Origin of the sequence: Salipiger sp. D13, assembly GCF_003703915.1 — a bacterium.
GTDB classification, from domain to species: domain Bacteria; phylum Pseudomonadota; class Alphaproteobacteria; order Rhodobacterales; family Rhodobacteraceae; genus Salipiger; species Salipiger profundus.
In genome coordinates this window covers 629,358-651,800 of record NZ_ML112590.1, presented here as the reverse complement: position 1 = coordinate 651,800, position 22,443 = coordinate 629,358, and the positions used below count along the sequence as shown (strand labels likewise).

General features: G+C 69.2%; 19 protein-coding genes. 8 read left to right on the top strand and 11 right to left on the bottom strand.

All coding sequences use genetic code 11. The annotated features are described in order from the left end of the window. Window position 1: 1 nt before the first annotated feature. The 3 genes from D6860_RS03010 to D6860_RS03000 are packed head-to-tail and all read left to right on the top strand — an operon-like array spanning window position 2 to window position 2,356. Window positions 2-808 carry an ABC transporter permease gene (locus D6860_RS03010; protein ID WP_076624100.1) on the top strand — a complete coding sequence of 269 codons (807 nt, stop codon included), beginning with the start codon at window positions 2-4 and terminating at the stop codon, window positions 806-808. A gap of 43 nt (window positions 809-851) precedes the next feature. Further along, on the top strand, window positions 852-1,631 hold the full coding sequence (gene fabG / locus D6860_RS03005; protein ID WP_076624101.1) for a 3-oxoacyl-ACP reductase FabG: 780 nt from the start codon (window positions 852-854) through the stop codon (window positions 1,629-1,631). A 56-nt stretch (window positions 1,632-1,687) separates the two neighbouring features. After that, window positions 1,688-2,356 carry a cysteine hydrolase family protein gene (locus tag D6860_RS03000; RefSeq protein WP_076624102.1) on the top strand — a complete coding sequence of 223 codons (669 nt, stop codon included), beginning with the start codon at window positions 1,688-1,690 and terminating at the stop codon, window positions 2,354-2,356. A 289-nt stretch (window positions 2,357-2,645) separates the two neighbouring features. On the opposite strand, the gene D6860_RS02995 is transcribed toward D6860_RS03000, so the two are convergent. The 10 genes from D6860_RS02995 to D6860_RS02950 all read right to left on the bottom strand — a co-directional run bounded on the left by D6860_RS02995 (window position 2,646) and on the right by D6860_RS02950 (window position 12,911). After that, window positions 2,646-3,098 (bottom strand): MarR family winged helix-turn-helix transcriptional regulator, encoded by a 453-nt coding sequence (locus D6860_RS02995; protein ID WP_076624103.1) that lies wholly within the window; start codon window positions 3,096-3,098, stop codon window positions 2,646-2,648. A gap of 301 nt (window positions 3,099-3,399) precedes the next feature. Continuing rightward, window positions 3,400-4,101, bottom strand: coding sequence for an ABC transporter ATP-binding protein (locus D6860_RS02990; RefSeq protein ID WP_076624104.1), 702 nt, complete (start codon window positions 4,099-4,101; stop codon window positions 3,400-3,402). Further along, window positions 4,094-4,864 (bottom strand): ABC transporter ATP-binding protein, encoded by a 771-nt coding sequence (locus tag D6860_RS02985; protein ID WP_076624105.1) that lies wholly within the window; start codon window positions 4,862-4,864, stop codon window positions 4,094-4,096. Before D6860_RS02985 ends, D6860_RS02990 begins: the two co-directional genes overlap by 8 nt. After that, the gene (locus tag D6860_RS02980; protein WP_076624106.1) at window positions 4,861-6,720 is read right to left on the bottom strand and encodes an ABC transporter permease; all 1,860 of its coding nucleotides are present in this window, start codon (window positions 6,718-6,720) and stop codon (window positions 4,861-4,863) included. The genes D6860_RS02985 and D6860_RS02980 overlap by 4 nt, the downstream gene beginning before the upstream one ends. Before the next feature lie 148 nt (window positions 6,721-6,868). Then, entirely contained in the window at window positions 6,869-8,080 is a 1,212-nt protein-coding gene (locus D6860_RS02975) for an ABC transporter substrate-binding protein (RefSeq protein WP_179949467.1), read from the bottom strand. Window positions 8,081-8,183: 103 nt separating this feature from the next. After that, window positions 8,184-9,254, bottom strand: coding sequence for an aromatic ring-hydroxylating dioxygenase subunit alpha (locus D6860_RS02970; RefSeq protein ID WP_017467653.1), 1,071 nt, complete (start codon window positions 9,252-9,254; stop codon window positions 8,184-8,186). A gap of 133 nt (window positions 9,255-9,387) precedes the next feature. Further along, window positions 9,388-9,966, bottom strand: coding sequence for an amino acid synthesis family protein (locus tag D6860_RS02965; RefSeq protein WP_076624107.1), 579 nt, complete (start codon window positions 9,964-9,966; stop codon window positions 9,388-9,390). Next, complete coding sequence (locus tag D6860_RS02960) at window positions 9,963-10,547, bottom strand: amino acid synthesis family protein (protein WP_076624108.1); 585 nt, start codon at window positions 10,545-10,547, stop codon at window positions 9,963-9,965. Before D6860_RS02960 ends, D6860_RS02965 begins: the two co-directional genes overlap by 4 nt. Continuing rightward, window positions 10,540-11,403, bottom strand: a complete 864-nt coding sequence (locus D6860_RS02955; protein WP_076624109.1) for a UPF0280 family protein — start codon at window positions 11,401-11,403, stop codon at window positions 10,540-10,542. The genes D6860_RS02960 and D6860_RS02955 overlap by 8 nt, the downstream gene beginning before the upstream one ends. Next, a complete protein-coding gene (locus D6860_RS02950; RefSeq protein ID WP_076624110.1) occupies window positions 11,400-12,911 on the bottom strand; it encodes a 6-hydroxynicotinate reductase in 1,512 nt (503 codons plus the stop codon). Before D6860_RS02950 ends, D6860_RS02955 begins: the two co-directional genes overlap by 4 nt. Before the next feature lie 259 nt (window positions 12,912-13,170). Between D6860_RS02950 and D6860_RS02945 the strand changes: the two genes are divergently transcribed. From D6860_RS02945 to D6860_RS02930, 4 genes are all read left to right on the top strand, one after another. Continuing rightward, on the top strand, window positions 13,171-14,013 hold the full coding sequence (locus D6860_RS02945; protein WP_076624111.1) for an FAD binding domain-containing protein: 843 nt from the start codon (window positions 13,171-13,173) through the stop codon (window positions 14,011-14,013). Beyond that, window positions 14,003-16,714 carry a molybdopterin-dependent oxidoreductase gene (locus D6860_RS02940; protein WP_076624112.1) on the top strand — a complete coding sequence of 904 codons (2,712 nt, stop codon included), beginning with the start codon at window positions 14,003-14,005 and terminating at the stop codon, window positions 16,712-16,714. The genes D6860_RS02945 and D6860_RS02940 overlap by 11 nt, the downstream gene beginning before the upstream one ends. Window positions 16,715-16,746: 32 nt before the next feature. Next, the gene (locus D6860_RS02935) at window positions 16,747-18,807 is read left to right on the top strand and encodes a hydantoinase/oxoprolinase family protein (RefSeq protein ID WP_076625399.1); all 2,061 of its coding nucleotides are present in this window, start codon (window positions 16,747-16,749) and stop codon (window positions 18,805-18,807) included. Between the two features lie 127 nt (window positions 18,808-18,934). Continuing rightward, complete coding sequence (locus D6860_RS02930; RefSeq protein ID WP_076624113.1) at window positions 18,935-20,620, top strand: hydantoinase B/oxoprolinase family protein; 1,686 nt, start codon at window positions 18,935-18,937, stop codon at window positions 20,618-20,620. A gap of 84 nt (window positions 20,621-20,704) precedes the next feature. Here the strand turns inward: D6860_RS02930 and D6860_RS02925 are convergent, their stop codons facing one another. Next, on the bottom strand, window positions 20,705-20,932 hold the full coding sequence (locus tag D6860_RS02925; RefSeq protein WP_017469982.1) for a DUF1127 domain-containing protein: 228 nt from the start codon (window positions 20,930-20,932) through the stop codon (window positions 20,705-20,707). 69 nt (window positions 20,933-21,001) lie between these two features. On the opposite strand from D6860_RS02925, the gene D6860_RS02920 reads away from it, so the two are divergent. After that, complete coding sequence (locus D6860_RS02920; protein WP_076624114.1) at window positions 21,002-22,426, top strand: aminotransferase-like domain-containing protein; 1,425 nt, start codon at window positions 21,002-21,004, stop codon at window positions 22,424-22,426. Window positions 22,427-22,443: the final 17 nt, after the last annotated feature.

The window sequence follows — 22,443 nt, the reverse complement described above, 5'->3', positions numbered from 1 at the left end:
GATGAAGACATCCCGTCTGATGGGCTGGGTGCTGGTCGGCTACGGCTGCGCGGTGCTCGCCTTCCTCTACCTGCCGCTGGTGTCGGTGGGGCTCGCGTCGATCTCCAAGGCGCGCTACCTGACCTTCCCGATCCGCCGCTACGCCTACGACTGGTATGGCGAGGCGCTGGCCTCGGACACGGTGCGCGACCTGCTGTTCATCTCGCTCAAGGTGGCGGGCATCGTCACCGTGCTGAGCATGGTGATCGGGTTTCTCGGGGCGCTGGCCTTCGCGCGCTACTCGTGGCGCTTCCGCAAGACCTACCAGAAGCTCATCCTGCTGCCGATCTTCTTCCCGCAGACGGTGCTCGGGCTGGCGCTGCTGATGTGGTTCAACACCGTCGGCATCATCCCGTCGTGGAAGACCGCCGTGGTCGCGCATCTGGTGTGGATCGCGCCGATCGCGACGCTGGTGATCTCGATCCGCGCCTACAGCTTCGACCCGGCGCTGGAAGAGGCCGCCCGCGACATGGGCGCCTCGACCTGGGACACGCTGCGCGAGGTGACCATCCCGCTGCTGATGCCTGGCGTGGTCTCTGCCGGACTTTTCGCCTTCCTGCTGAGCTGGGGCAACTTTCCGCTCTCGCTCTTCACCACGGGGGCAGACAGCACCCTGCCGGAATGGCTCTATGCCAAGATGGTCTCGGGCTACTCGCCGCTGGTGCCAACTGTGGGCATCCTCACGGTATGCACCTCGATCGTGCTGCTGGCGGTGGGGCTGATCGCGGCCACGATCCTCAGGCGCGCCCGCGCGGCGCGCAACGCATAAGACAAAGACCAAGACTGAAAAGACAGAGACAGGGAGTAGACACATGCTCACATCCATTGCCGGCAAGTCGGTGATCGTCACCGGGGGCTCCAAGGGGATCGGCAAGGGCATCGCCCGGGTCTTCGCGCGACAGGGCGCCAAGGTGATGATCGCCGCCCGCGGCGAGGAGGCGGCGAAGCTCGCCGTCGCAGAGATCGAGGCCGAGGGCGGCACCGCCGCCTACCACCTCACCGACGTCTCCGACTGGGACTCGGTGCAGGCGCTGGTCGCGGCGACCGTCGGCACCTTCGGCGGCGTCGACATCATGTGCGCCAACGCCGGGATCTTCCCGCAGGTCAAGATGGTCGACATGTCGCCCGACGACTGGGACACCGTGATGTCCACGAACCTCAAGTCGAGCTTCCTCTGCGTGAAGGCCTGCATCCCGATCTTCGAGGCCGCCGGCAAGGGCCGGGTGATCCTGACCTCGTCGATCACCGGTCCGGTCACCGGCTTCCCGGGCTGGTCGCACTACGGCGCCTCGAAGTCCGGCCAGCTGGGTTTTCTCAAGACCGCCGCGATGGAGCTCGCGCGCTACGGCGTGACGATCAACGCGGTGATGCCGGGCAACATCTACACCGAGGGGCTGCAGGATCTCGGCGAGGACTACCTCAAGACCATGGCCGCCTCGATCCCGCTGAAGCGGCTGGGAGACGTCGAGGATCTGGGCAACGCGGCGCTGTTCTTCGCCAGCGACGAGGCCGGCTACATCACCGGTCAGCAGATCGTGGTGGACGGCGGACAGATCCTGCCGGAAAGTCTCGAGGCGATCGAGGAAATGTAAGCGGCGCGCGCCGGGCCAAGGTCCGGCGCGATGGCTGCCGACGAGGGAGAGCCCGCATGAGCTGGAAGACCGCCTGGCGCTCGTTCTACTACGAGACCGCCGAGGAGCCCGAGGACATCGTGCTGGAGGCGCCGAAGACGGCGCTGCTGGTGATCGACATCCAGAACACCTATCTCGAGTTGCCCGACGACCCGACGGAGGCGGCGCGCTGGGCGCCCTTCTTCGAGCGGATGCACGAGACGGTGATCCCGAACACCGCCGCCCTGCAGAAGTGGGCACGGATGAACGGCATCGAGGTGATCCACGCCCGCATCGCCTGTCTCAAGGAGGACGGGCGCGACCGCTCGCTGAGCCAGAAGAAGCCCGGCTTCAACTACCTGCTGCTGCCCAAGGACCGCGAGGACAGCCAGATCGTCGACGCGGTCGGCCCGGTGGGCGACGAGATCGTGGTGACCAAGACGACGGATTCGGCGCTGACAGGCACCAACCTGCGGATGGTGCTGCACAACATGGGCATCACCGACGTGATCGTGGCGGGGATCTTCACCGACCAGTGCATCTCGTCCTCGGTGCGTTCGCTCGCCGACGAGAGCTTCGGCGTGGTGGTGGTAGAGGACTGCTGCGCGGCGGCGACGCAGGAGCTGCACGAGGCGGAACTGCGGATCATCAACATGATCTATTGCCACGTGGTGAACAGCGCCGAGGTGAAGGGCTTCCTCGCCTGAGCCGCGCCGGGCGGTGGGGGGAAACCCACCCTACGGGCGGCGCGACGTCTTTCGAAGTGTTTCGGAGAGCGGGACGTGGGTGCGGATCAAGGAAGGGCCGCCTGGTGGTGCTCCCGAAGTGGTGGGTTGCAAACCCAACCTACGGACTGTCCTGCTTCGTGCAGGAGGGTCTCGGTGGGCGACATGGGCGCGAGCGAGGCGTGTGCGGAACGCTCCGGCGATGGCGCGGCGGCGGCTTGCAAAGCCCCCTTCGGGCGATGATCCACGTATCGTAGCGTCCGCGTCGGAGCTACTCGCCGCCGATCTTCTTGAGCAGCTTGAGAAGCGTCTCCTTCTCGCGCTCGCGCAGCGGCGCGAGCGTCTCGGCGCTGACCCGGATCGCGGCCTCGACTGCCTCGTCGATGAGCTCGACCCCCGCAGGCGTGAGCGAGACCAGATGCCGCCGCCGGTCGTCGGGGTCGGGCGCGGTGCGCAGCAGGCCGCGCGCGATCAGCCGGTCCACCACGCCCTTGGTCGTCGCCCCGTCCATCGCCACCGATCGGCCCAGCCGGTTCTGCGACATCGGCCCGTCCTCGGCCAGTCGGTGCATCACCGAAAACTGCGTCGGTGTCAGCTTTCCGGGCACCGTTTCGGCGAAGATGTTCGAGTTGCGCTGGTAGGCCTTGCGCAGCAGGAAGCCGATCTGCTCGTCGAGCAGGTAGCCGTGCTCGGCGCTGGTGCGGGCTTTACGGGTCTCATCCAAGGCGGGTCTCCTGTTCGGCGCATTTCCCTAGCGTCATATGGCTGCAAGGGCAACGTCTGACGGTCGGGCGTCGCGGTGGGTGCCGTCGCGCGGGAGGGGGCTCTGCCCCCTGCCTTCGGCTCCCCCCGAGGGTATTTGGAAAGAGAAGAAGGGGTGGGTTTGGAGGCGGGGCGGCCCCGGGTGCGGGGCGCGGGCCCGTGTTTGCGGCAGGGTGGGGCGCGGCTCCGCCTTTCGTTCCTCTTGGGAATTCGGACGAGAAGATTGAGTTCGGCGGGCCGCTGGGGTCTCTCCTGCCGGGGTCTCAGACGGAGAGGTAGGCATCGCGGATCTCGGGGTGGGCCTCGAGCTCGGCGAAGCTGCCGTCGAACTTCTTCTCGCCACCCTCGATGATGATCGCGCGGTCGGCGACGGCGCGGGCGAAGTGGAGGTTCTGTTCGGAGATCATCACCGTGAGACCCTCGGCCTTCAGCTTCAGGATGGTGGCGGCCATCTGCTCGACGATGACCGGGGCGATGCCCTCGGAGGGCTCGTCGAGCAGCAGCAGCGCCGGGTTGCCCATCAGCGTGCGGGCGATGGTCAGCATCTGCTGCTCGCCGCCCGACATGTGCTTGCCGCGGTTGGTGCGTCGCTCGGAGAGATTGGGGAAGATCTCGAAAAGCTGGTCCACGGTCCAGTGCGGGGCGTCCTTGCGCCGGGGCTGGCGGCCGACCTCGAGGTTCTCGAGCACGGTCAGGTCGGTGAAGATGCGCCGCTCTTCGGGGACGTAGCCGATGCCGCACTTGGCGACGCGGAAGGCGGGCTCGCCCACGAGGTCGCGGCCCTGGAAGGTGACCGCGCCCTGCCGCGGCCGCACCAGCTGCATAACCGATTTCATCGTGGTCGACTTGCCGGCACCGTTGCGGCCCAGCAGCGCCACCACCTCGCCGCGGCGCACCTCGAAGGTGAGATCCGACAGGATGTGGGCCTTGCCGTAGTAGCTGTGGATGCCCTCGACGCTAAGCATTCGCGTCCTCCTTGAAGAGCGTTCCGCCGCCCAGGTAGACTTCCTGGACCTGCGGGTTGTTGCGCACTGCCGTGGCGTCGCCGTCGGCGATGAGCTCGCCGCGGTTCAGCACCATGATGTGATGCGCGTGAGCGAAGACCACGTCCATGTCGTGCTCGGTGAACAGCACCGAGACGCCCTGGTCGCGGACGATGTCGGCGGTGAGCTGCATGAGCGCGATCCGGGCCGAGGGCGCCATGCCCGCCGTGGGCTCGTCCATCAGCAGCAGGCGCGGGCGGTGGCAGAGCGCAATCGCGAGCTCCAGCCGCTTGAGGTCGCCGTAGGCGAGGATCGAGCAGGGTCGGTCGGCCTGGTCCTCCATCGAGACGGTGCGCAGGAACTCGAAGGCCTCTTCGCGGTAGAGCTTCCACGCGCGCGGTGCGATCGAGAAGATCTTGCGGTGATGGCTCATGAGCGCCATCTGCACGTTCTCGATCACCGTCATCGACTGGTAGGTGCCGGTGATCTGGAATGTGCGGCCGACCCCCTTGCGCCAGATCTCGCGCGGCTTGCGGCCGGTGATGTTCTCGCCGTCGAGAAACACCTGCCCGGCAGTCGGCCTGAGCTGCCCCATGAGCATGTTGAAACAGGTCGACTTGCCGGCCCCGTTCGGCCCGATCAGCGCCTTCAGCTCGCCCTTGGCGACGCTGAAGCTGACGCCGTTCACGGCGAGAAAGCCGTCGTAGCTTTTCCTGAGGGCCTCGACACGCAGGATCTCGGTCATCGGATCGACTCCTCGTCACTGTTGCGGAGCTTGGCCCAGAGCGTGCGCAGGGTGCCGACGATGCCCTCGGGCATCAGGATCACCACGGCGATGATCACGAGGCCGAGCATCAGCCGCCAGTATTCGAGCCGGGTGAGCCAGTCCTCGACCACGGTCATGAAGGAGGCGCCGACAACGCCGCCGGCCAGCGTCTTGACGCCGCCGAGGAAGACCACGATCAGCGCGTCGAAGCTCTCGGCGATCTCGAGCGAGGTCGGGAAGACCGAGCCCTTGGAGAAGACGAAGAGCCCGCCGGCGAGGCCTGCCATGACGCCGGCGAGGGCGAAGGCCACGTATTGCACGCGCTTGACGTTGATGCCCGTGGCCTCGGCCTGGCGTGGGCTGTCACGGCCGGCGCGCAGGGCGTAGCCGAAGGGCGAATGGATGACGTGGCGCAGGAAGACGATGCCGCCGACGCCGAGCACCAGGGTGAAGTAGTAGAAGGGCGCGGGGGCGTTCAGCCAGTCTGCCGGCCAGATGTTGACGAGCCCGTCGTCGCCCCGGGTCACGTCGCGCCACTGGAAGGCGAGCGACCAGACCAGCTGCGAGAAGGCGAGCGTCAGCATGGCGAAGTAGACGCCGGTGAGCCGGATGCAGAACCAGCCGATCGCCAGCGCCAGCACGCCCGCGGCGAGCGGCGCGAAGAGGAAGGCGATCTCCATCGGCGTGTCGGTGTGGTAGACCAGCAGCGCCGCGGCATAGGCGCCGCCGCCGAAGAAGGCCGCGTGGCCGAAGCTCACCAGCCCGCCCGAGCCGAGGATGAAGTGCAGCGAGGCGGCGAAGAGCGCGAAGACGATCATGTCGACGGTCAGCGTCAGCACGAACTGCTCGGCGAAGAGCGGCAGCGCGGCCAGCACGGCGAGCAGCGCCGCGACCAGCATCCTGCCGGTGGCGCCATAGGGGCGGATCGGGGTCTCGGGGGCGCCGACCTGACCGTGCTCGCCGGCCACCTCCTCGCGGCCCAGAAGGCCGTAGGGGCGGACGATCAGCACCACCGCCATCACCACGTACATCAGCACCAGCGTCGATTGCGGCAGGTAGGTGACGCCGAAGACGTTGAGCACCGAGATCAGCACCGAGGCGATGAAGGCGCCGGGAAGGCTGCCCATGCCGCCGATCACCACGACCACGAAGACCGCGCCGATGATGTTGAAATCCATCAGCAGGTCGGCGCCGCCCTTGGGCAGCTGGATCGCGCCGCCGAGGCCGGCGAGCGCCGAGCCGAGCGCGAAGACACCGGTGAAGAGCCACGCCTGGTTGACGCCGAGGGCGCCGACTATCTCGCGGTCCTGGGTCGCGGCGCGCACGAGGATGCCGAGCCGGGTCCGGGTGATGAGATACCACAGCGCGAAGAGGATCACCGGGGTGATGGCGATGAGCACGATGTCGTATTTCAGCACCGGCTCGCCGAAGATGCGCCAGATGCCGCGCAGGCCGGGGGCGCGGGGGCCGAGGCGGTCCTCGGCGCCCCAGATCATCAGCGCGAGATCCTGGATGACGAGGATCACGCCGAAGGTGGCGACGAGCTGGAACAGCTCGGGGGCGCGGTAGATGGGGCGGAGGACGATCATCTCGACCAGCGCGCCGATCAGGCCGACGGCGAGCCCGGTGAGCAGGATGGCGCCCCAGAAGCCGACATGGCCGGGCAGGATCTCCATCAGCGTGACGCCGATGAAGGCACCGAGCATGTAGAAGCTGCCGTGCGCGAAATTCACGATGCGGGTGACGCCGAAGATCAGCGACAGGCCGGAGGCGACGAGGAACAGGGCCGCCGCATTGGCGAGACCCGTCAGGAACTGGGCGAAGAGGAAGGCCATGGTCCGGGGGACTTTCCTTTGTGCGGCGTGCCGGGGGAGGCAGGGGGCGCTGCCCCCTCTTGGCGCTGGCGCGCCAATTCACCCCCGAGGGTATTTGGAAAGAGAAGAAGGGCCGGGCGCCGCGCGCGGGCGGCACCCGTGCCGTCGCTTACTCGGCGGGGCGCATGGCCGTGACTTCCTCGTCCGAGGGCATGTAGGGCGCCGGGTCCTTGTATTCCCAGTCGACCATCACGCCCTTGCCGTCCTCGAGCGCGGTGGTGCCGACCCAGGCGCCGAGCGTCGACTGGTTGTCGATCTCGCGGTAGGTGAGCGGGCCGATCGGGGTGTCCTCGACGGTGAGGCCCTCGAAGGCCTGGCGCAGCGCGTCGGTGTCGGTGGCGCCGGCGGTCTCGATGGCGGCGGCGATGGACTGGGCGGTCATGTAGCCCACCAGGCTGCCGATCTTGGGGGTCTCGCCGGTGGCGTCCATGTAGGCGTCGACGAAGGTCTTGCCGGGGGTGCCGTCCTCGAAGCCGTACCAGGGGAAGCCGGTGACGAACCAGCCCTCGGGGGCCTCTTCGCCGAGCGGGTCGAGGTATTCCGGCTCGCCGGTGAGCAGGCCGTAGACGTCGCGGCCGTCGAACAAGCCGCGGTCGCCTCCCTGCCGGACGAACTTGGCGAGGTCGGTACCGAAGGTGACGTTGTAGATCGCGTCGGGCTTGGCGCGCTCGATGGCCTGCACCTCGGCCCCGGCGTCGATGTTGAACAGCGCCGGCCATTGCTCGGCGACGAATTCGACCTCGGGCTTCAGCCGCTTGAGGTTCTCCTTGAAGGCGGCCACGGCGTCCTGGCCGTAGGCGTAGTTCGGCGCGATGGTGGCGTAGGTCACCGCGTCGGTCTTGGCGGCCTCCTCGGCCAGCATCGCGGCCTGCACCCAGGTCGAGGCGCGCAGTCGGAAGGTCCAGGGGTTGCCGGAGTGCCAGACGAGGCTGTCGGCCAGCGGCTCGGCGGCGAGGTAGAGGTAGCCCTTCTCGTTGGCGAAGCTCGAAAGCGCCAGGCCGACGTGGCTGAGGATGGAGCCGGTGAACATCACCGCGCCCTCGCGGGTCATCAGTTCCTCGGCGATCTTCACCGCCTCGGCCGGGTCGCCCTGGTCGTCGCGGAAGATGAACTCGAGGTCCTTGCCGAGCACGCCGCCGTCGGCGTTGATCTCGGACAGTGCCAGCTCGATGCCCATCTTGTAGGGCTCGGCGAAGGCCGCCATGCGCTTGTAATGGTTGATCTCGCCGACCTTGATGGTGTCGTCCTGCGCCAGCGCGGCGGCCGGGGCCAGCGCGAGGGCGGCGGCCGTGGCGAGCACGGTGCGTCTCAGCATGTTCATCGCGTTTCACTCTCCTGATGGTGCCGTCTTCCTCTTGCCGGAAAGACTGGCCTGTTGATGTAGCCGCCTTTGCGGCGGCGGTCCGAACCCGGTCTTCCGCCGGTCAATCGTGGTAGACGAAGGCCGGCGACGGATCGGCGGCGAGGTCTTCGGTGCGCTCCAGTTCCAGAAGCTCGTTGATCCGCTTGCGATAGACAAGAGGGCCCTTGTCGATGGCGATGCGGATGGGGCGGCGTTTCTGCGGGCGCAGTTCCTCGGCCTGCACCGCCTCGAGGATCTCCTTGTCCTCGTCGAAGGCCTTGCGGAACATCGTGTCCATGCGTTCGGCCGCCTCGGGGTCGTCGAGGGCGGCATTGCGCACGTGCATCCAGCGGTCGATGGTGTGGGTCTCGGTGACCGGCGTCATGAAGTGCAGCGCGAAGATGCGCACGCCCTGGTTCCGGTCTTCCTCGGCGCATTTCCTCTCGGTCTCGATGGAGCCGAAATCGATCACGGCGGTGCAGGGGGTGTGGAGGTAATAGTAATGCCAGCGGTCGACGTTGCCGGTGAAACCGCCGAAGGCCTTGAAGAAGCCGATGGGCTCGGCGTCGCGGATCCAGCGCCAGGCGACGATGGCCTCGCCGTCGGTCTTCACGTGCACCGGCACGTTCTCGGATGCCGCGTTGCCCAGCGTGGTGGGATGCACGAAACTCACATGTGCGGGGTCGACGAGGTTCTCGGCCACGTTGAGATAGTTCGACTTGAGGTGCAGCGCGTCGCCGTGATGGACCGCCCAGGCCGGGTCGGTGAACTCGGGCATGTCGAAGACCGTCTCGGGGTCGGCCTTCTCGGGGTCGCCCATCCAGATCCAGACGATGCCGTGCTTCTCGACGATGGGGAAGGCCTGGACGTAGGCGGATTTCGGCAGGTTGGTCTGGCCCGGCACCCGCACGCAGGCGCCGGAGCAGTCGAAGGTGAGCCCGTGGTAGCCGCATTGCACCGTGTCGCCGATGCGTTTGCCCTTGGACAGCGGCAGCAGTCGGTGCGGGCAGCGGTCCTCGAGCGCGGCGACGCTGCCGTCGGACTTGCGGAACATCACCACGTTGTCGCCGAGGATGGTGAACCGGCGCAGCGCGTCGTCGATCTCGGTCGACCAGGCGGCGACATACCAGGCGTTTCTTACGAAGGTCGTCATGGTCTTGCTCCCTTGCGGCTGGCTGAGAAGGTCGGTCCTGAGTGGCGCCGCGGCCTCGCACCGAAGGCCGGTCCGGGACGGGCCGGGTGACGCGGCGCCCCGCGATGGTCGCCTTGGGTTCGGTGCATCGGTGTCATCGCAGCCCGTCCTCTCCGACGAACTGGTCATGGGTCAGCCCGCCGACGCGGGGGAGCGGGCGGCCGGTCTGTTGCAGCGCCACGGCGACGACGATCTCGTTCGGGCGGGGCGCGTCGGGCAGGCGCAGGCGCATCCCGTCGAAATGGCTGCGCACGTAGGCGGCATCCTTGTGGCCGAGCGGCACGTCGAGGATCTCGCCGGCGCGGCCGATGGCCTTGGAGGAGGGCACCAGGGCCCGCCCGCCGCCGATCACCGCGCGAAGCGGCGCGCCGAGCTTCGGGTGAAGCAGGGCGGCGGCGTGCTCGAGCTCGCCCGCCTCGCCGACGAGCGCGGCCTTGCCGTAGCCCTCGATCCTGTCCGCGCCGCCTCCGAGCGCGGCCAGCGCCTCTTCGCCCAGGCGCGCGCCCAGCGTCTCGCCGGTCTCGATCAGCTCGGAGAGGTCCTCGGCATAGACCCCGGCGTAGGGGTTCGCGATCACCGCCGCAGCGAGCGCCCGGCGGGCCGGCGGCGTGACCGCCTGGCCCATCTCGAGGCGTGTCTCCTCGACCAGCGTGATGATCCTGCGCAGTTTCACCGGAGCCCGTCCTCGCCCTTGACCTTGTCCTTGGTCAGACCGCCGATGCGGGCGTGGACGCGGCCCGCGGTGGTCATCACCAGCACCAGCACGATCTCGTTCGGGCGCGGCGCGTCGGGCACGCCGACCTCGACCGCGTCGTAATGGGTGCGCACGTAGGACGCGTTGGTGTGGGTCACCGGCACGTCGAGCCTTGTGCCGGCGGCGCCGACCTTCTTGGTCGAGGGCACGATGGCCTTGCTCGCGGCGATGGCGTCGCGCATGGCGTAGCCGCCGGGGACATGCCAGAGCGCGCCGTGCTCGATCTCGCCGTTGACGCCGACGATGGCGCCCTTGCCGTAGCCTTCGACGGCCTCCGCGTCACCGCCGAGGGCGTCGATGCACATCTGCGCCATCTCTGCGCCCAGCGGCTCGAGATCCTTCATGAAGGGCTGGATGTCGTCGGTATAGCCGCCGGCATAGGGGTTCTCGATCACCGCCATGGCGGCGGCGCGCTTCTGCGGCACCTCGGGCGCGGGACCACCCTCGTGAAAGATGGTCTCGACCTGGACCAGCGTCTTGCGAATGCGGACCTCAGGCATGGGCCGTCTCCTTTATCGTTATCGTCTGGCCGAGAGCCACCCGTTCGCCGGCCAGCGCGAGGCAGGCGGCGCGGATCAGCCCGCGGCTCATGTAATCCTGCGCCAGCGCATGGCCGCGCGCCAGTGCCTCTCCTGCCTCGGCGGCGCCGAGCGGCCCGACATGCGTGGTGACCGGGCGGTCGCCGAGGTCGCTGTCGGGCAGGAGCTTGCTGGCCGGAGCGCGACGGATCGCCGGATGGCCCGGCAGGTCGACCGCGTTGGCGATGAGCGTCGCGGCGGCGTCGGCGGTGGCCGCATCCGGCGCCAGCACGGTGACCGCGTCGGCGATGCCCAGCGAATGCGACCGGCCGCGCCAGCCGCTGGTGGCGATGCCGCCAATCCCGTCATCCGGGCCGATCTCGGCGCGTGCGCCGGGGGCGCGGGTCACCGGGTCTTCGCAGACCGCCAGCCGCAGCGGGGCCGCGCCGGTCCAGAGCGCGATGTCGCCGCCGTTGTTGACATGCGCGCGCGCCAGCCCGTGGCCAGGGGCAAGCATCGCGGCAAGGACATGGTCGGCGACGGAGCCTGCAACCGCCGCCATCGGCGTGACGAAGGCGGGGGCGAAGCGATCGGTGGCGCGCTGCATGCGCCGTGCCACCGGGCCGCGCAGGGCAGGGCCGGTGGCCGCGCGCAGGCGCGGCAGTTCCTCGCAGAGCGCGGGCAGCACGGTTTCGAAAGTCTCGTGGGCGCGGCGCAGCGCGGCGCGCATGGCCTCGGCGGGGCCCTCGGCGGTGATCACGAGGTCGATGGGGCCGTGCGTCAGGCGCATCCGGCCGTCCCGCGCCATGCGCCCCATGGGGAGCTCGTGGTAGCTCACTTGCCCGGCTCCCGTCCGACCGGCCAGGGGGCGCCGAGCTTGCGGGTCTCGGCCCGCCGCCCGGACAGCCTGTGGTCGCTCTGCCGGCCGGTCACGCCCTTCAGCGCATCCTCGAGCGGCATGACATAATCCATGTGGCCGCCGAGCGCCTCGTAGTCGGCGCGCGACATGGTGAACTCGATCGGCGCGACGAGGGCAGGCGTGGGAACATAGCCGAAGGCGTTCTTCGGCATCTGCGTCACGTCCGACATGAAGGTGATGCCGCCGCCGGGCCACATCATCACCGGCGCGCCGCCGCAGGTGACGCGGGTAAGGCGCGACTGCACCGAGCGTGTCAGCGACACCGGGTTCTCGGTCACCCCCGAGCGCAGGCTGCCGCCGGCACCGGCCATGAAGAGCACCGAGGCAAGCGACGGTTCGCAGTTTTCCTCGATGCGGCGGACCGAGGGCAGCAGCCGCTCGGGCATCTCCATCCGCACCGGCTCGAGCGCCTCGTCGAGTTCGTAGTAGGCGGCGTGTTCGCCGGTGGTCGAGACCATCAGCAGCGACAGGCCGGGCCAGGCTTCCTTCGGCTTCCAGGGCCCGAGGATCTCGAGCGGGTCGTCCAGGTCGGTGCCGCCCCAGCCGGTACCGGGCTCGGCCACCTGGAAGTAGCGGCCCGGGGTCGAGCGCCGGCCCTTGATCTTGATCCCGGTCGCCGGCCAGCCGATGACCTTGCCGGCCTGGTGCTCGGACATGACGCCGGTGATGTGATCGTCGACCACGACCACCTCGTCGACCAGCCCCTTCCACTGCGCCGCGAACATGCCCACCGTGGCCGAGCCGCAGCCGACGCGCATGCGTTCCTCGCGCTGGCCGTTCACCACCGGCGCCTGACCGGCGGTGATCTCGAGCTCGGCTCCGCTGTCGATGCTGAGCTGCACGGTCTCGTTGTTGCACAGCGCCAGCAGGGCGGCGCAGGTCGCGCGGCCCTCCTTCTTCGATCCGCCGGTCAGGTGGTTCACACCGCCGAGCGACAGCATCTGGCTGCCGTATTCCGAGGTGGTGACGTGGCCGATGATCTCGCCGTCGCTGCGCACCCAGGCGCATTCCGAGCCGAGATGCCGGTCGGTGTCGATCTTCACCTTGGCGCCGCAGTAGGAAAAGATGCCCTCGGTCACCACGGTGATCATGTCGGCATCGGCGGCCTTCGAGGCGACGATGAAGGGTGCGGGCTTGTAGTCGGGATAGGTGGTGCCGGAGCCCACCGCGGTGATGAAGGCCTCGTCTCCGGTCACGATGTCGCCGTCCCACTCGCGGTCGAGAAAGGGCACCACGGTGACGTCCTCGTTGTTCTCGAGGATGGTCAGAGGGTCGAGGCGCACCAGTTCGCCGCCCTCGTTGGCGTAACGGTCGCAGGCGCCCGCGCGGCCTTCGGCGATGTAGCACATCACCGGGCAGGCATCGCAGCGGATCTTCTCCGGCTTCTCGGCAGCACTGCGTTTTACGGGGGGAGTCTCAGCCGTCACGTCGCGGGCTCCTGTCGCTGGCCTGTGGCGTCAATTCGTTTGTATACGAACGCATGGGCGGCGGCGTTCTGTCAAGCGGGCATGTGTCCGGGACGAGGGTCGGCGCGGGGCGTGGTGAGAAATTCAGCATTTGCCACGGACGGGTCCATGCGCATGATATGCCGGATTGACAGACTTCGCGACAGGCTCCTACGCTGAGTCTGTATCGTTTGTATGCGAATGATATGGAATCGCCCAGCGACATGCCCGGAGAGACCCGATGACCCTGCACCGCCCCGAATCGCTCGACGACGCTCTTGCGCTGCTGGGGCGTGGTGGTGCGGTCGCGCTGGGTGGAGGGACGGACCTTTACCCGGGGCTGCGCGACGGGCCGCCGCCCAAGGAGATGGTAGACCTCACGCGGGTCGCGGACCTGAAGGGCATCACCGCGCATGACACCGGCTGGCGCATCGGCGGGGCCGTGACCTGGACCGAGGTGCTGCGCGCCGGGCTGCCGCCGCTCTTCGACGGGCTCAAGGCAGCCGCGCGCGAGGTCGGCTCGGTGCAGATCCAGAACGCGGGCACGGTGGCGGGAAACCTCTGCAACGCCTCGCCGGCGGCAGACGGGGTGCCGGCGCTGCTGGCGCTCGATGCCGAGGTCGAACTGGCCTCGGCCGCCGGCGCCCGCCGGATGCCGTTGGCCGCGTTCATCACCGGACCGCGCCGCACGGAGCTTACGCCCGGCGAGGTGCTGGCCGCCGTTCATATCCCGAAATCAGCCGGTTGCGGAGCGTTCCTGAAGCTCGGAGCGCGGCGCTACCTTGTCATTTCCATCGCGATGGTCTCGGCCGTCGTCACGCTGCGGGACGGCGGGCTCGACCGGGTCCGCATCGCGGTGGGCGCCTGTTCGCCGGTGGCGCGGCGGCTCTCGGGCCTGGAGCAAAGCCTCGCTGGTAAGACCGCCGCGCAAGTATCTGACATCGTGACGCAATACGCGTTCGACGAGCTTGCGCCGATCGACGACGTGCGGGCCGACGCGGGCTACCGCCGCGACGCCGTGCGCACGCTGGTCGCCCGCACCATCGCCGCCGCCATCGAGAAGGAGACCGCGCATGTCGCTTGATGCGCCGCAGGGCCATATCGGCTTCACGCTCAACGGGGCCGAGATCACCGTGCCCGCCGATCCTGCCATGCGCCTCTCCGAGATGCTGCGCGAGACCGCCGGGGCGCGCGACGTCAAGGTCGGCTGCAACGCGGGCGACTGCGGGGCCTGCACGGTGCTGCTCGACGGCGAGCCGGTCTGTGCCTGCATGATGGCCTCGGGCCAGGTGCAGGGCCGCACGGTCGAGACGCAGGCGGGCCTTGTCGCCGACGATCTGCTGGCCGAGCGGCTGGCGCAGAGCTTCCAGCGGCACCAGGCGGCGCAATGCGGCATCTGCACGCCGGGCATGATGGTCTCGGCGGTGGCGCTGCTGCGCTCGGGCGCGAAGCTGACCGAGGAAAGTGTCGCGGATGCGCTCGGTGGGGTGCTCTGCCGCTGCACCGGCTACCGCAAGATCATCGCGGCGGTGCTCGACGCCTCCGACACCGCACCGCTCGCCGAGGGCGGCGTGGGTGCGCCGGTCGCACGGCTCGACGGCTGGCCCAAGGTGGCGGGGACCGAGCGCTTCGGTGACGACGTGGCGCCGGCCGACGCGCTGGTCGTCCGGGTCATCCGCTCGCCGTATCACCGCGCCGGCTTCCGCTTCGGCGATCTCGAAACCTTCATGGAAGAGAACGCCTTGGCGCTGGTTCTTACCGCGATGGACGTGCCGGGCGAGAACCGTTTCGGCGTTATCCCGGGCTTCGAGGACCAGCCGGTCTTTGCCGTGGATGAGGCCCGCTTCAAGGGCGAGGCCGTCGCCGCCGTGGTCGGCACGCCGGAGGCGCTCGACGGCATGGATCCGTTCCCGGTCACATGGGAGGAACGCACCGCCGCGCTGACGCCCGAGGGCGCGGCGGAGGCGGGCGATCTGCACCCCGACCGCGCGGGCAACGTCATGTGCCGTGGCCGGGTGGCGCGTGGCAGCGCCGCCGAGGCGCTGGCGGAGGCGGCGCATGTGGTGTCCGGCGACTTCTCCACCGGCTTCATCGAACACGGCTACATCGAGCCCGAGGCGGCATCGGCCCGCCGCGTCGGCGACCGGATCGAGGTGCAGTGCTGCACGCAGGCGCCCTACATGAACCGCGACGGGCTGGCGACGATCCTCGGTCTGGCGCCCGAGGCGGTGCGGATCCTGCCGACGGCGACCGGCGGCGGCTTCGGCTCGAAGCTCGACCTTACCGCGCAGCCCTACGTGGCGCTCGCGGCGTGGCACCTGAACCGTCCGGTGCGCATCACCTACACGCGGGCGGAGTCGATCGCGAGTTCGACCAAGCGGCACCCTTCCGAGGTGCACATGGAAATCGGGGCCGACGCGGAGGGGCGCATCGTCGGCGCGCGCTTCGACGGGATCTTCAACACCGGGGCCTACGCGAGTTGGGGGCCGACGGTGGCGAACCGCGTGCCGATCCACGCGAGCGGTCCCTACCTGACGCCCAACTACGAGGCCAACAGCGCCGGTATTCACACCAACACCGCGCCGGCGGGGGCCTTTCGCGGCTTCGGCGTGCCGCAATCGGCGGTGGCGCAGGAGCAGCTCTATGACATGCTCGCCGAGGCACTCGGGCTCGACCGGCTGGAGTTCCGCCGCCGCAACTGCCTCACCAACGGGGCGCCGACGGTGACCGGGCAGGTGTTCGAGACCGGCATGGGGATCGACGCCTGTTTCGACGCGCTCGAGCCGCATTGGACCCGGGCGCTGGCCGACTGCGCCGCTTTCAATGCCGAAAGCATGGGAATCCGGCGCGGTGTCGGCATCGCTGCGGGCTGGTATGGCTGTGGCAACACGTCGATCTCGAACCCCTCGACGATCCGCGCGGGCGTCACGCCCGACGGCGAGCTGCGCCTGCACCAGGGCGCGGTGGACATCGGGCAGGGCGCGAACACGGTCATTGCCCAGATCTTCGCCGAGGCGCTCGGCGTGCCGGTGTCGCAGATTACGCTCGTCGGGCCCGATACCGACATCACGCCCGACGCGGGCAAGACCTCGGCCAGCCGCCAGACCTACATCACGGGCAACGCGGCGCGGCTCTGCGGAGAAGCGCTCAGGGCGCAGATCCTCCGGCTGGGCAACGTCTCGGACGCGGCGCGGATCTCCTTCGAGGAGGGTGGTATCGCGCTCAGCGACGCGGGCACCACGGTGCGGGTCGAGCTCGACCCGGGCGAGGGCTACGCGCTGGAAGCGGTCGAGAGCTACGACCCGCCCACCACGCCGCTCGACGAGAACGGGCAGGGCGACCCCTATGCCGTCTTCGGCACGGCGGCGCAGATGTGCGAGCTCGAGGTCGACATGGCGCTCGGCACGGTGAAGCTCCTGCGGATCGTCGCGGCGCATGACGTCGGCCGCGCCATCAACCCGCTGCTGGTCGAGGGCCAGATCGAGGGCGGCGTCGCGCAGGGCATCGGGCTTGCGCTGATGGAGGAATTCCTGCCCGGCCGTACCGAGAACCTGCACGACTATCTCATTCCCACGATCGGCGACGTGCCCGCCATCGAGAGCCTGATCATCGAGAGCGGCGACGCGCATGGGCCCTACGGCGCCAAGGGGCTGGGCGAACATTGCCTGATCCCGACGGCGCCGGCGATCCTCAACGCCATCGCGCATGCCACCGGCGCGCGCATCCACCACCTGCCCGCGACGCCCGACCGGGTGCGTGCGGCGATCCTGTCGACAGGCGCGTGATGCGCGACCTCCAGCCCGCGAAGAGCGAGAGCATGACCGAAAAGACCCTGACCGGCGCCTTCGCCGGCATCGACGTGGGCGGCACCTTCACCGACCTCGTCCATTACGACAGCCGCGCGCGGGCGGTGAAACTGGCCAAGGTGCCGACCACGCTCGACAACCAGGCGACCGGGGTGCTGGCGGCGCTGGATGCCGCCGAGGTGGATGCCGCCGCGCTCGATCTCATCGTGCACGGCACCACGACTACCACCAACGCGGTGCTCGAGCGGCAGCTGTGCCGCACCGGGCTGGTGACGACAATGGGGTTCCGCGACGTGCTCGAGCTCGGCCGTCGGACGCGGCCGCATGCCTACGGGATGACCGGACAGTTCCGCCCGATCATCCCGCGCGACCTCCGGCTCGAGGTGCCCGAGCGCATGCTGGCCGATGGCGGCATCTACACGGCGCTCGATGAAGAGGCGCTGCGCGGCGCACTTGGGCAACTGGTCGACGCCGGTTGCGAGGCGCTGGTGATCCACTTCCTGCATTCCTACGCCAACCCCGGGCACGAGCTCCGCGCCGGCGAGATTGCCCGCGAGCTCTGGCCCAACGGCAATATCACGCTCGGCCACCAGCTGATCTCGGAGAGCCGCGAGTTCGAGCGTGGCGTGACGGCGGCGGTCAACGCCAGCGTGCAGCCGCTGCTGCGCCGTTACGTCGAGCGTCTGGCCGACCGCCTGTCGGAGCGCGGCTACGACCGCGACCTGCTGGTGATGAACGGCAACGGCGGCATGGTCTCGGCCCGCATCGTCGCCGAGGAAGCCGCCAAGACGGTGATGTCGGGCCCGGCCTCGGGGGTGATGGCGGCGGCCTACACCGGGCGGCGGGCGGGCATCCCCGACCTGCTGACCTACGACATGGGCGGCACCTCGACCGACGTGGCGATGATCCGCGGCGCCGACCCCGCGGTGAGCCACGAGATCGAGATCGAATACGCCATGCCGATCCACGTGCCGATGGTCGATGTGCGCACGGTGGGGGCGGGCGGCGGCTCGATCGCGCGGGTCGATGCGGCGGGGCTGCTGCAGGTGGGGCCCGAGAGCGCCGGCTCGACGCCGGGGCCGATCTGCTACGGCAAGGGCGGCGAGCGCCCGACGATCTCGGATGCCAACATGTTGCTGGGGCGGATGAATCCGGATCGGCTCAATACCGGGGCAGGCGGCGTGTCGCTGGAGACCATCGAGGCGGTCTTTGCCGAAAGGCTCGGCGCGCCGCTGGGCCTGAGTGCGACCGAGGCCGCGGCGGCGGTGCTGCGCATCGCCACGGCGAAGATGGCCGACGCGGTGCGGATGGTGTCGATCTCGCTGGGCGAGGACCCGCGCGACTTTGCGCTCTTCGCCTTTGGCGGCGCGGGGCCGCTGCACGCCTGCGCCATCGCCCGGGAGCTCGGCGTGCCGCGCGTGCTGGTGCCCGCGCGGCCAGGGATCACCAATGCGCTCGGCTGCATCGTCGCCGACCTGCGGCACGACTACGTGGCGACGGTGAACCAGCCGCTCGACACCTGCGACATGGACGAGGTGCATGCGCTCTTCGCCCGCCAGATCGAGGAGGGCCGCGCCGCCATCGGACGCGAGCGGGTCGAGATCGCCGAGGAGAAGATCACCCATTCGGTCGAGATGCGCTTCATCGGCCAGACCCACCTCCTGCGCGTGGCGCTGCCCTCGGCGGCGCCGTCGCGCGAGGCACTGCAGGCGCTGTTCGAGGAGGCGTATTTCAGGCGCTTCCAGGTGAAGCTGCCAGAGATCCGCCCGGCGCTGGTCAACGTCAACACCTCGGTGATCGGGCGCCGTCCGGAGATCGACCTCGCGGCGCTGATCGACGGCGCGGGGCGCAAGGCGACGCTTGACGACGCGCGGAGCGGCACGCGGGCGGTGTTCTTCGACGACTGGATCGAGACCCCGGTCTACTGGCGCGATCATCTGCCGGCGGATGCGACGCTGCAGGGGCCGGCCATCGTCGAGCAGATGGATTGCACGCTGGTGCTCGAGCCCGGGGACGTCGCGGAGCAGGACGGCGATGGAAACCTGGTGGTGACCGTCGGGACGTCGTCGTGAGCGGCGCGCCCGGTCGCGCCGCCGGAGCGGGGGTTTCACACCCCCGCACCCCCGTGAGGGTATTTGAAAAGAGAAGAAGGCGGGGGCGCTGTGCGCCGGTCGCCGGTCGTGCAGACGGAGCATCGCGATGAGCCTCGATCCCATCACCCTTACCGTCATCCAGTCCGGGTTGCAGCAGGTCTGCGACGAGATGGACCTGTCGTTCTCGCGGGCGGCCTTTTCGCCGGTGATCGCCGAGGCGAACGACCGCTCGGACGGCATCTACGCGGCCGAGGACGGCAGCCTGATCGCGCAGGGCTCGCAGGGGCTGCCGGTTTTCGTGGGGGTCATGCAGTATTCCACCGCGACGCTGATCGAGATGATCCGCGACGGCCGGGTGGTCGCGCCGAAGCCCGGTGACATCTACATCGTCAACGACCCTTATCTCGGCGGCACGCATCTCATGGACGTGCGCTTCGCGATGCCGGTCTGGCGCAACGGCGAGATCTTCTGCTGGCTGTCCAACACCGGGCACTGGCCGGACACCGGCGGCGCGGTGCCGGGGGGCTTTTCGGCCTCGGCAACGGCGGTGGAGCAGGAGGGGCTCCGGCTGCCGCCGGTGCGGCTGTTCAAGGGCGGCGAGCTGGACCCGGAGATCTATGCGATCATCTGTTCCAACATCCGCGTCGCCGACCAGCGCATCGGCGACGTCAAGGCGCAGGCGGCGGCGCTCTACGTCGGCGAGGCGCGTCTGACGCGGCTGCTCGACCGATACGGCGACGATACCGTGCGGGAGGCCATCGGCGAGCTGCGGCAGCGCGCCGTCGAGCAGATGCGCGCGCAGGTGGCGCAGATCGCGCCCGGCACCTACCGCTCGGTGGCCTACATCGACAGCGACGGCGTGGTGAACGAACCGCTCGAAATCCGGCTGGCGATCACTGCCGACGGCGAGCGGCTGATCTTCGATTTCGAGGGGTCGAGCCCGCCCTGCCAGGGGCCGATGAACTCGGTGCTCGCGACGACGCACAGCTCGGTCTACCTGGCCATGCGGCACATCTTTCCCGACGTGCCGATCAGCGCCGGGGCCTTCGAGCCGCTGACGATCCGGCGACCCGAGGGGACATTCCTGGATGCGCAGTATCCCCGGCCGGTGTCGGGCTGCGCCGCCGAGGTCAGTCAGCGCATCGCCGAAGCGGTGTTTGCGGCGCTGGTGGAGGCGTTGCCGGACAGGGTGACGGCGGCGCCGGCGGGCTCGTCGGGGAATTTCGCGCTTGGCGGCGAGGTGCCGGAGACCGGGCAGAGCTACGTGATGTACCAGATCTCGGGTGGCGGTTACGGCGGCTACGCGGGCGGTGACGGAATCTCGAATGGTTGTTCGACCATCGGGATCTCGAAGGCGCCGCCGGTCGAGATCATGGAGCAGCAGTTCCCGGTGCTCTACCACCGCTACGCCCTGCGCGAGGGCTCGGGCGGGGCGGGCGCGCATCGCGGCGGTTTCGGGCTCGACTACGAGGTCGAGATCCTGAAGGGGCAGGCACGGGCGAGCTTCGTCATGGATCACGGCCGCTTTGGCCCGCAGGGCGTGCTCGGCGGGGGCGACGGGGCGGTGAACGAGGTCGAGGTCACGCGGGGCGGAGACAGCTTCGTGCCGGAGCACCTGTCGAAGGCACAGGACATTTCACTGACCGCCGGAGACCGCGTGCACGTGCGCACGCCGGGCGGCGGCGGTTACGGCGACCCGGCACGGCGCGATCCGGCACTGGTGGCCGAGGACGTGCGGCTGGGTCGTTACAGCGCGGCGGAGGCGCGGGCGCTTTTCGGCTACGAAGGCTGAGGCCCTCGGCGCTGTGAGCTTGCAAAAAAAATGGCGCGAGGGGGTGCCTCGCGCCAGTGGAAGAGGTTCCGGCAGGTCCGGGGATCAGCCCCGCCAGAACACGCGGCGCGCCTCCTTCCAGGCGACGTGCCGTTCAAGTCCGACATCCCGCAGCATGTGATCGTCGAGCTGCGCCAGCGCCAGTCGGGTGCGACGGCGCTCGGACCATTTCGCCAGCACCACCGCGGTGCGCAGCGCGAGCGCCGACATCGGCGGCAGCGGGCGCTGCGCGTCGAGGTAGGCGATAAGCGGGGCATGTGCGGTGTGTGTCATGGGATGTCTCCATTATTGTGCTGATACAATTTCCTTGTGTTCCGTGAATAGTTGATACATTGTGCCAATATGGGCGTCGAGAAAAACATTGTGACCGATACAATATTCGAGTTGTTCCAGAAGCAGGACGACGGCCCGAAGTACCGGGTGCTCTCGGCCGCGCTTCGACAGGGCATCTCGGAGGGCAGGCTGCCGCCGGAGACGCGGCTGCCGCCTGTGCGCGAACTTGCCTGGCGGCTGGAAATGACCCCGGGCACCGTCGCGCGGGCCTACACGCTGCTGACCGACGAGGCACTGCTGGTGGCGGAGGTCGGCCGGGGCACCTTCGTCGCGGGGCAGGGAGAGCCGAGGCCGCCGCTCTACATCACGCTGCAGAAGGACGGTGCCCCCGACGGTGGCGAGATGGTCAGCCTGTTCACCGCGCGGCTACCCGATCTCGGACAGGTGCGACTGATCCAGGAGGGGTTCCAGCGCGTCGCGGCGCGGCCCGACCGTGCGCTGCTCGACTACCCCTCGGCCGCGGCCTTCGCGCCGGCGCGGCAGGCGGTCGTCTCGTGGCTCGGGGGCGTGCCGCTCGGGCCGCTGCACCACGAGGACGTGGTGCTCTCGCACGGGGCGCAGAGCGGGATCTCGCTGGTGATGCAGGCGGTGCTGCGGGGGCGGCGGCCGGTGATCATGGTCGAGGAACTCGCCTATCCGGGCTTCCGGCGGGCGGCGGAACTGCTGCGCGCCGAGATCGTCGCGGTTCCGATGGATGAGGAGGGGATCGTGCCCGAGGCGCTGGCCGAGGTCGCCCGGCGGCACGAGGGGCAACTTCTCTGCACCTCGCCGCAACTGCACAATCCCACCGCCATCGTGACCCCGCCCGAGCGCCGGCGTGCGATCGCGGAGGTGGCGCGGAAGGGCGGCTTCGACATCCTCGAGGACGACAGCACCTTTCTTGGCGATACGCATTCCGGCACCTACCGAGAGATGCTGCCCGATCAGTCGTGGTATGTCTCGTCGATCTCGAAGACGCTGACGCCGGCCCTGCGCATCGGGTTCGCCATCGCGCCGCATCGTCGGCGCACGGCGCTGCGGCGGGTGGCCGAGAACGGCTTCTTCGGGCTGGCCCGACCGCTGGCGGATCTGACCGAGGACCTGCTGACCCGTCCCGAGACCCGCGAGGTCGTCCGGGCGGTGCAGGCGCAGAACGCCGCCTACGTGCGGGCGACGGTGAACGCGCTGGGGGGCTTCGACCTTGGGTGGGACGAGGACTCGCCCTTCGTCTGGCTGCGGCTTCCGGCGGGCTGGCGGGCGGCCTCGTTCTGCATGGCCGCCGAGGCGCAGGGTGTCCAGGTGCGCCCGGCCGAGGACTTCGCGCCGCGCAACGCCTTCGCGCCCCACGCCGTGCGCATCGGCATGAACGGGCTGGTCGCGATGTCCGACTTCGAGGCGGCGCTGGCGCGGCTGCGCGCGCTGCTCGACAATCCGCCGGAGCAGATTCTGGTCTGAAATTGTGGGGTATCTTG

What these genes read in the sequence shown, in the direction of transcription:
- D6860_RS03010 (WP_076624100.1), top strand. Translation starts at nt 2, where the DNA reads ATGAAGACATCCCGTCTGATGGGCTGGGTGCTGGTCGGCTACGGCTGC.
- fabG (WP_076624101.1), top strand. Translation starts at nt 852, where the DNA reads ATGCTCACATCCATTGCCGGCAAGTCGGTGATCGTCACCGGGGGCTCC.
- D6860_RS03000 (WP_076624102.1), top strand. Translation starts at nt 1,688, where the DNA reads ATGAGCTGGAAGACCGCCTGGCGCTCGTTCTACTACGAGACCGCCGAG.
- D6860_RS02990 (WP_076624104.1), bottom strand. Translation starts at nt 4,101, where the DNA reads ATGCTTAGCGTCGAGGGCATCCACAGCTACTACGGCAAGGCCCACATC.
- D6860_RS02985 (WP_076624105.1), bottom strand. Translation starts at nt 4,864, where the DNA reads ATGACCGAGATCCTGCGTGTCGAGGCCCTCAGGAAAAGCTACGACGGC.
- D6860_RS02980 (WP_076624106.1), bottom strand. Translation starts at nt 6,720, where the DNA reads ATGGCCTTCCTCTTCGCCCAGTTCCTGACGGGTCTCGCCAATGCGGCG.
- D6860_RS02975 (WP_179949467.1), bottom strand. Translation starts at nt 8,080, where the DNA reads ATGAACATGCTGAGACGCACCGTGCTCGCCACGGCCGCCGCCCTCGCG.
- D6860_RS02970 (WP_017467653.1), bottom strand. Translation starts at nt 9,254, where the DNA reads ATGACGACCTTCGTAAGAAACGCCTGGTATGTCGCCGCCTGGTCGACC.
- D6860_RS02960 (WP_076624108.1), bottom strand. Translation starts at nt 10,547, where the DNA reads ATGCCTGAGGTCCGCATTCGCAAGACGCTGGTCCAGGTCGAGACCATC.
- D6860_RS02945 (WP_076624111.1), top strand. Translation starts at nt 13,171, where the DNA reads ATGACCCTGCACCGCCCCGAATCGCTCGACGACGCTCTTGCGCTGCTG.
- D6860_RS02940 (WP_076624112.1), top strand. Translation starts at nt 14,003, where the DNA reads ATGTCGCTTGATGCGCCGCAGGGCCATATCGGCTTCACGCTCAACGGG.
- D6860_RS02935 (WP_076625399.1), top strand. Translation starts at nt 16,747, where the DNA reads ATGACCGAAAAGACCCTGACCGGCGCCTTCGCCGGCATCGACGTGGGC.
- D6860_RS02930 (WP_076624113.1), top strand. Translation starts at nt 18,935, where the DNA reads ATGAGCCTCGATCCCATCACCCTTACCGTCATCCAGTCCGGGTTGCAG.
- D6860_RS02925 (WP_017469982.1), bottom strand. Translation starts at nt 20,932, where the DNA reads ATGACACACACCGCACATGCCCCGCTTATCGCCTACCTCGACGCGCAG.
- D6860_RS02920 (WP_076624114.1), top strand. Translation starts at nt 21,002, where the DNA reads ATGGGCGTCGAGAAAAACATTGTGACCGATACAATATTCGAGTTGTTC.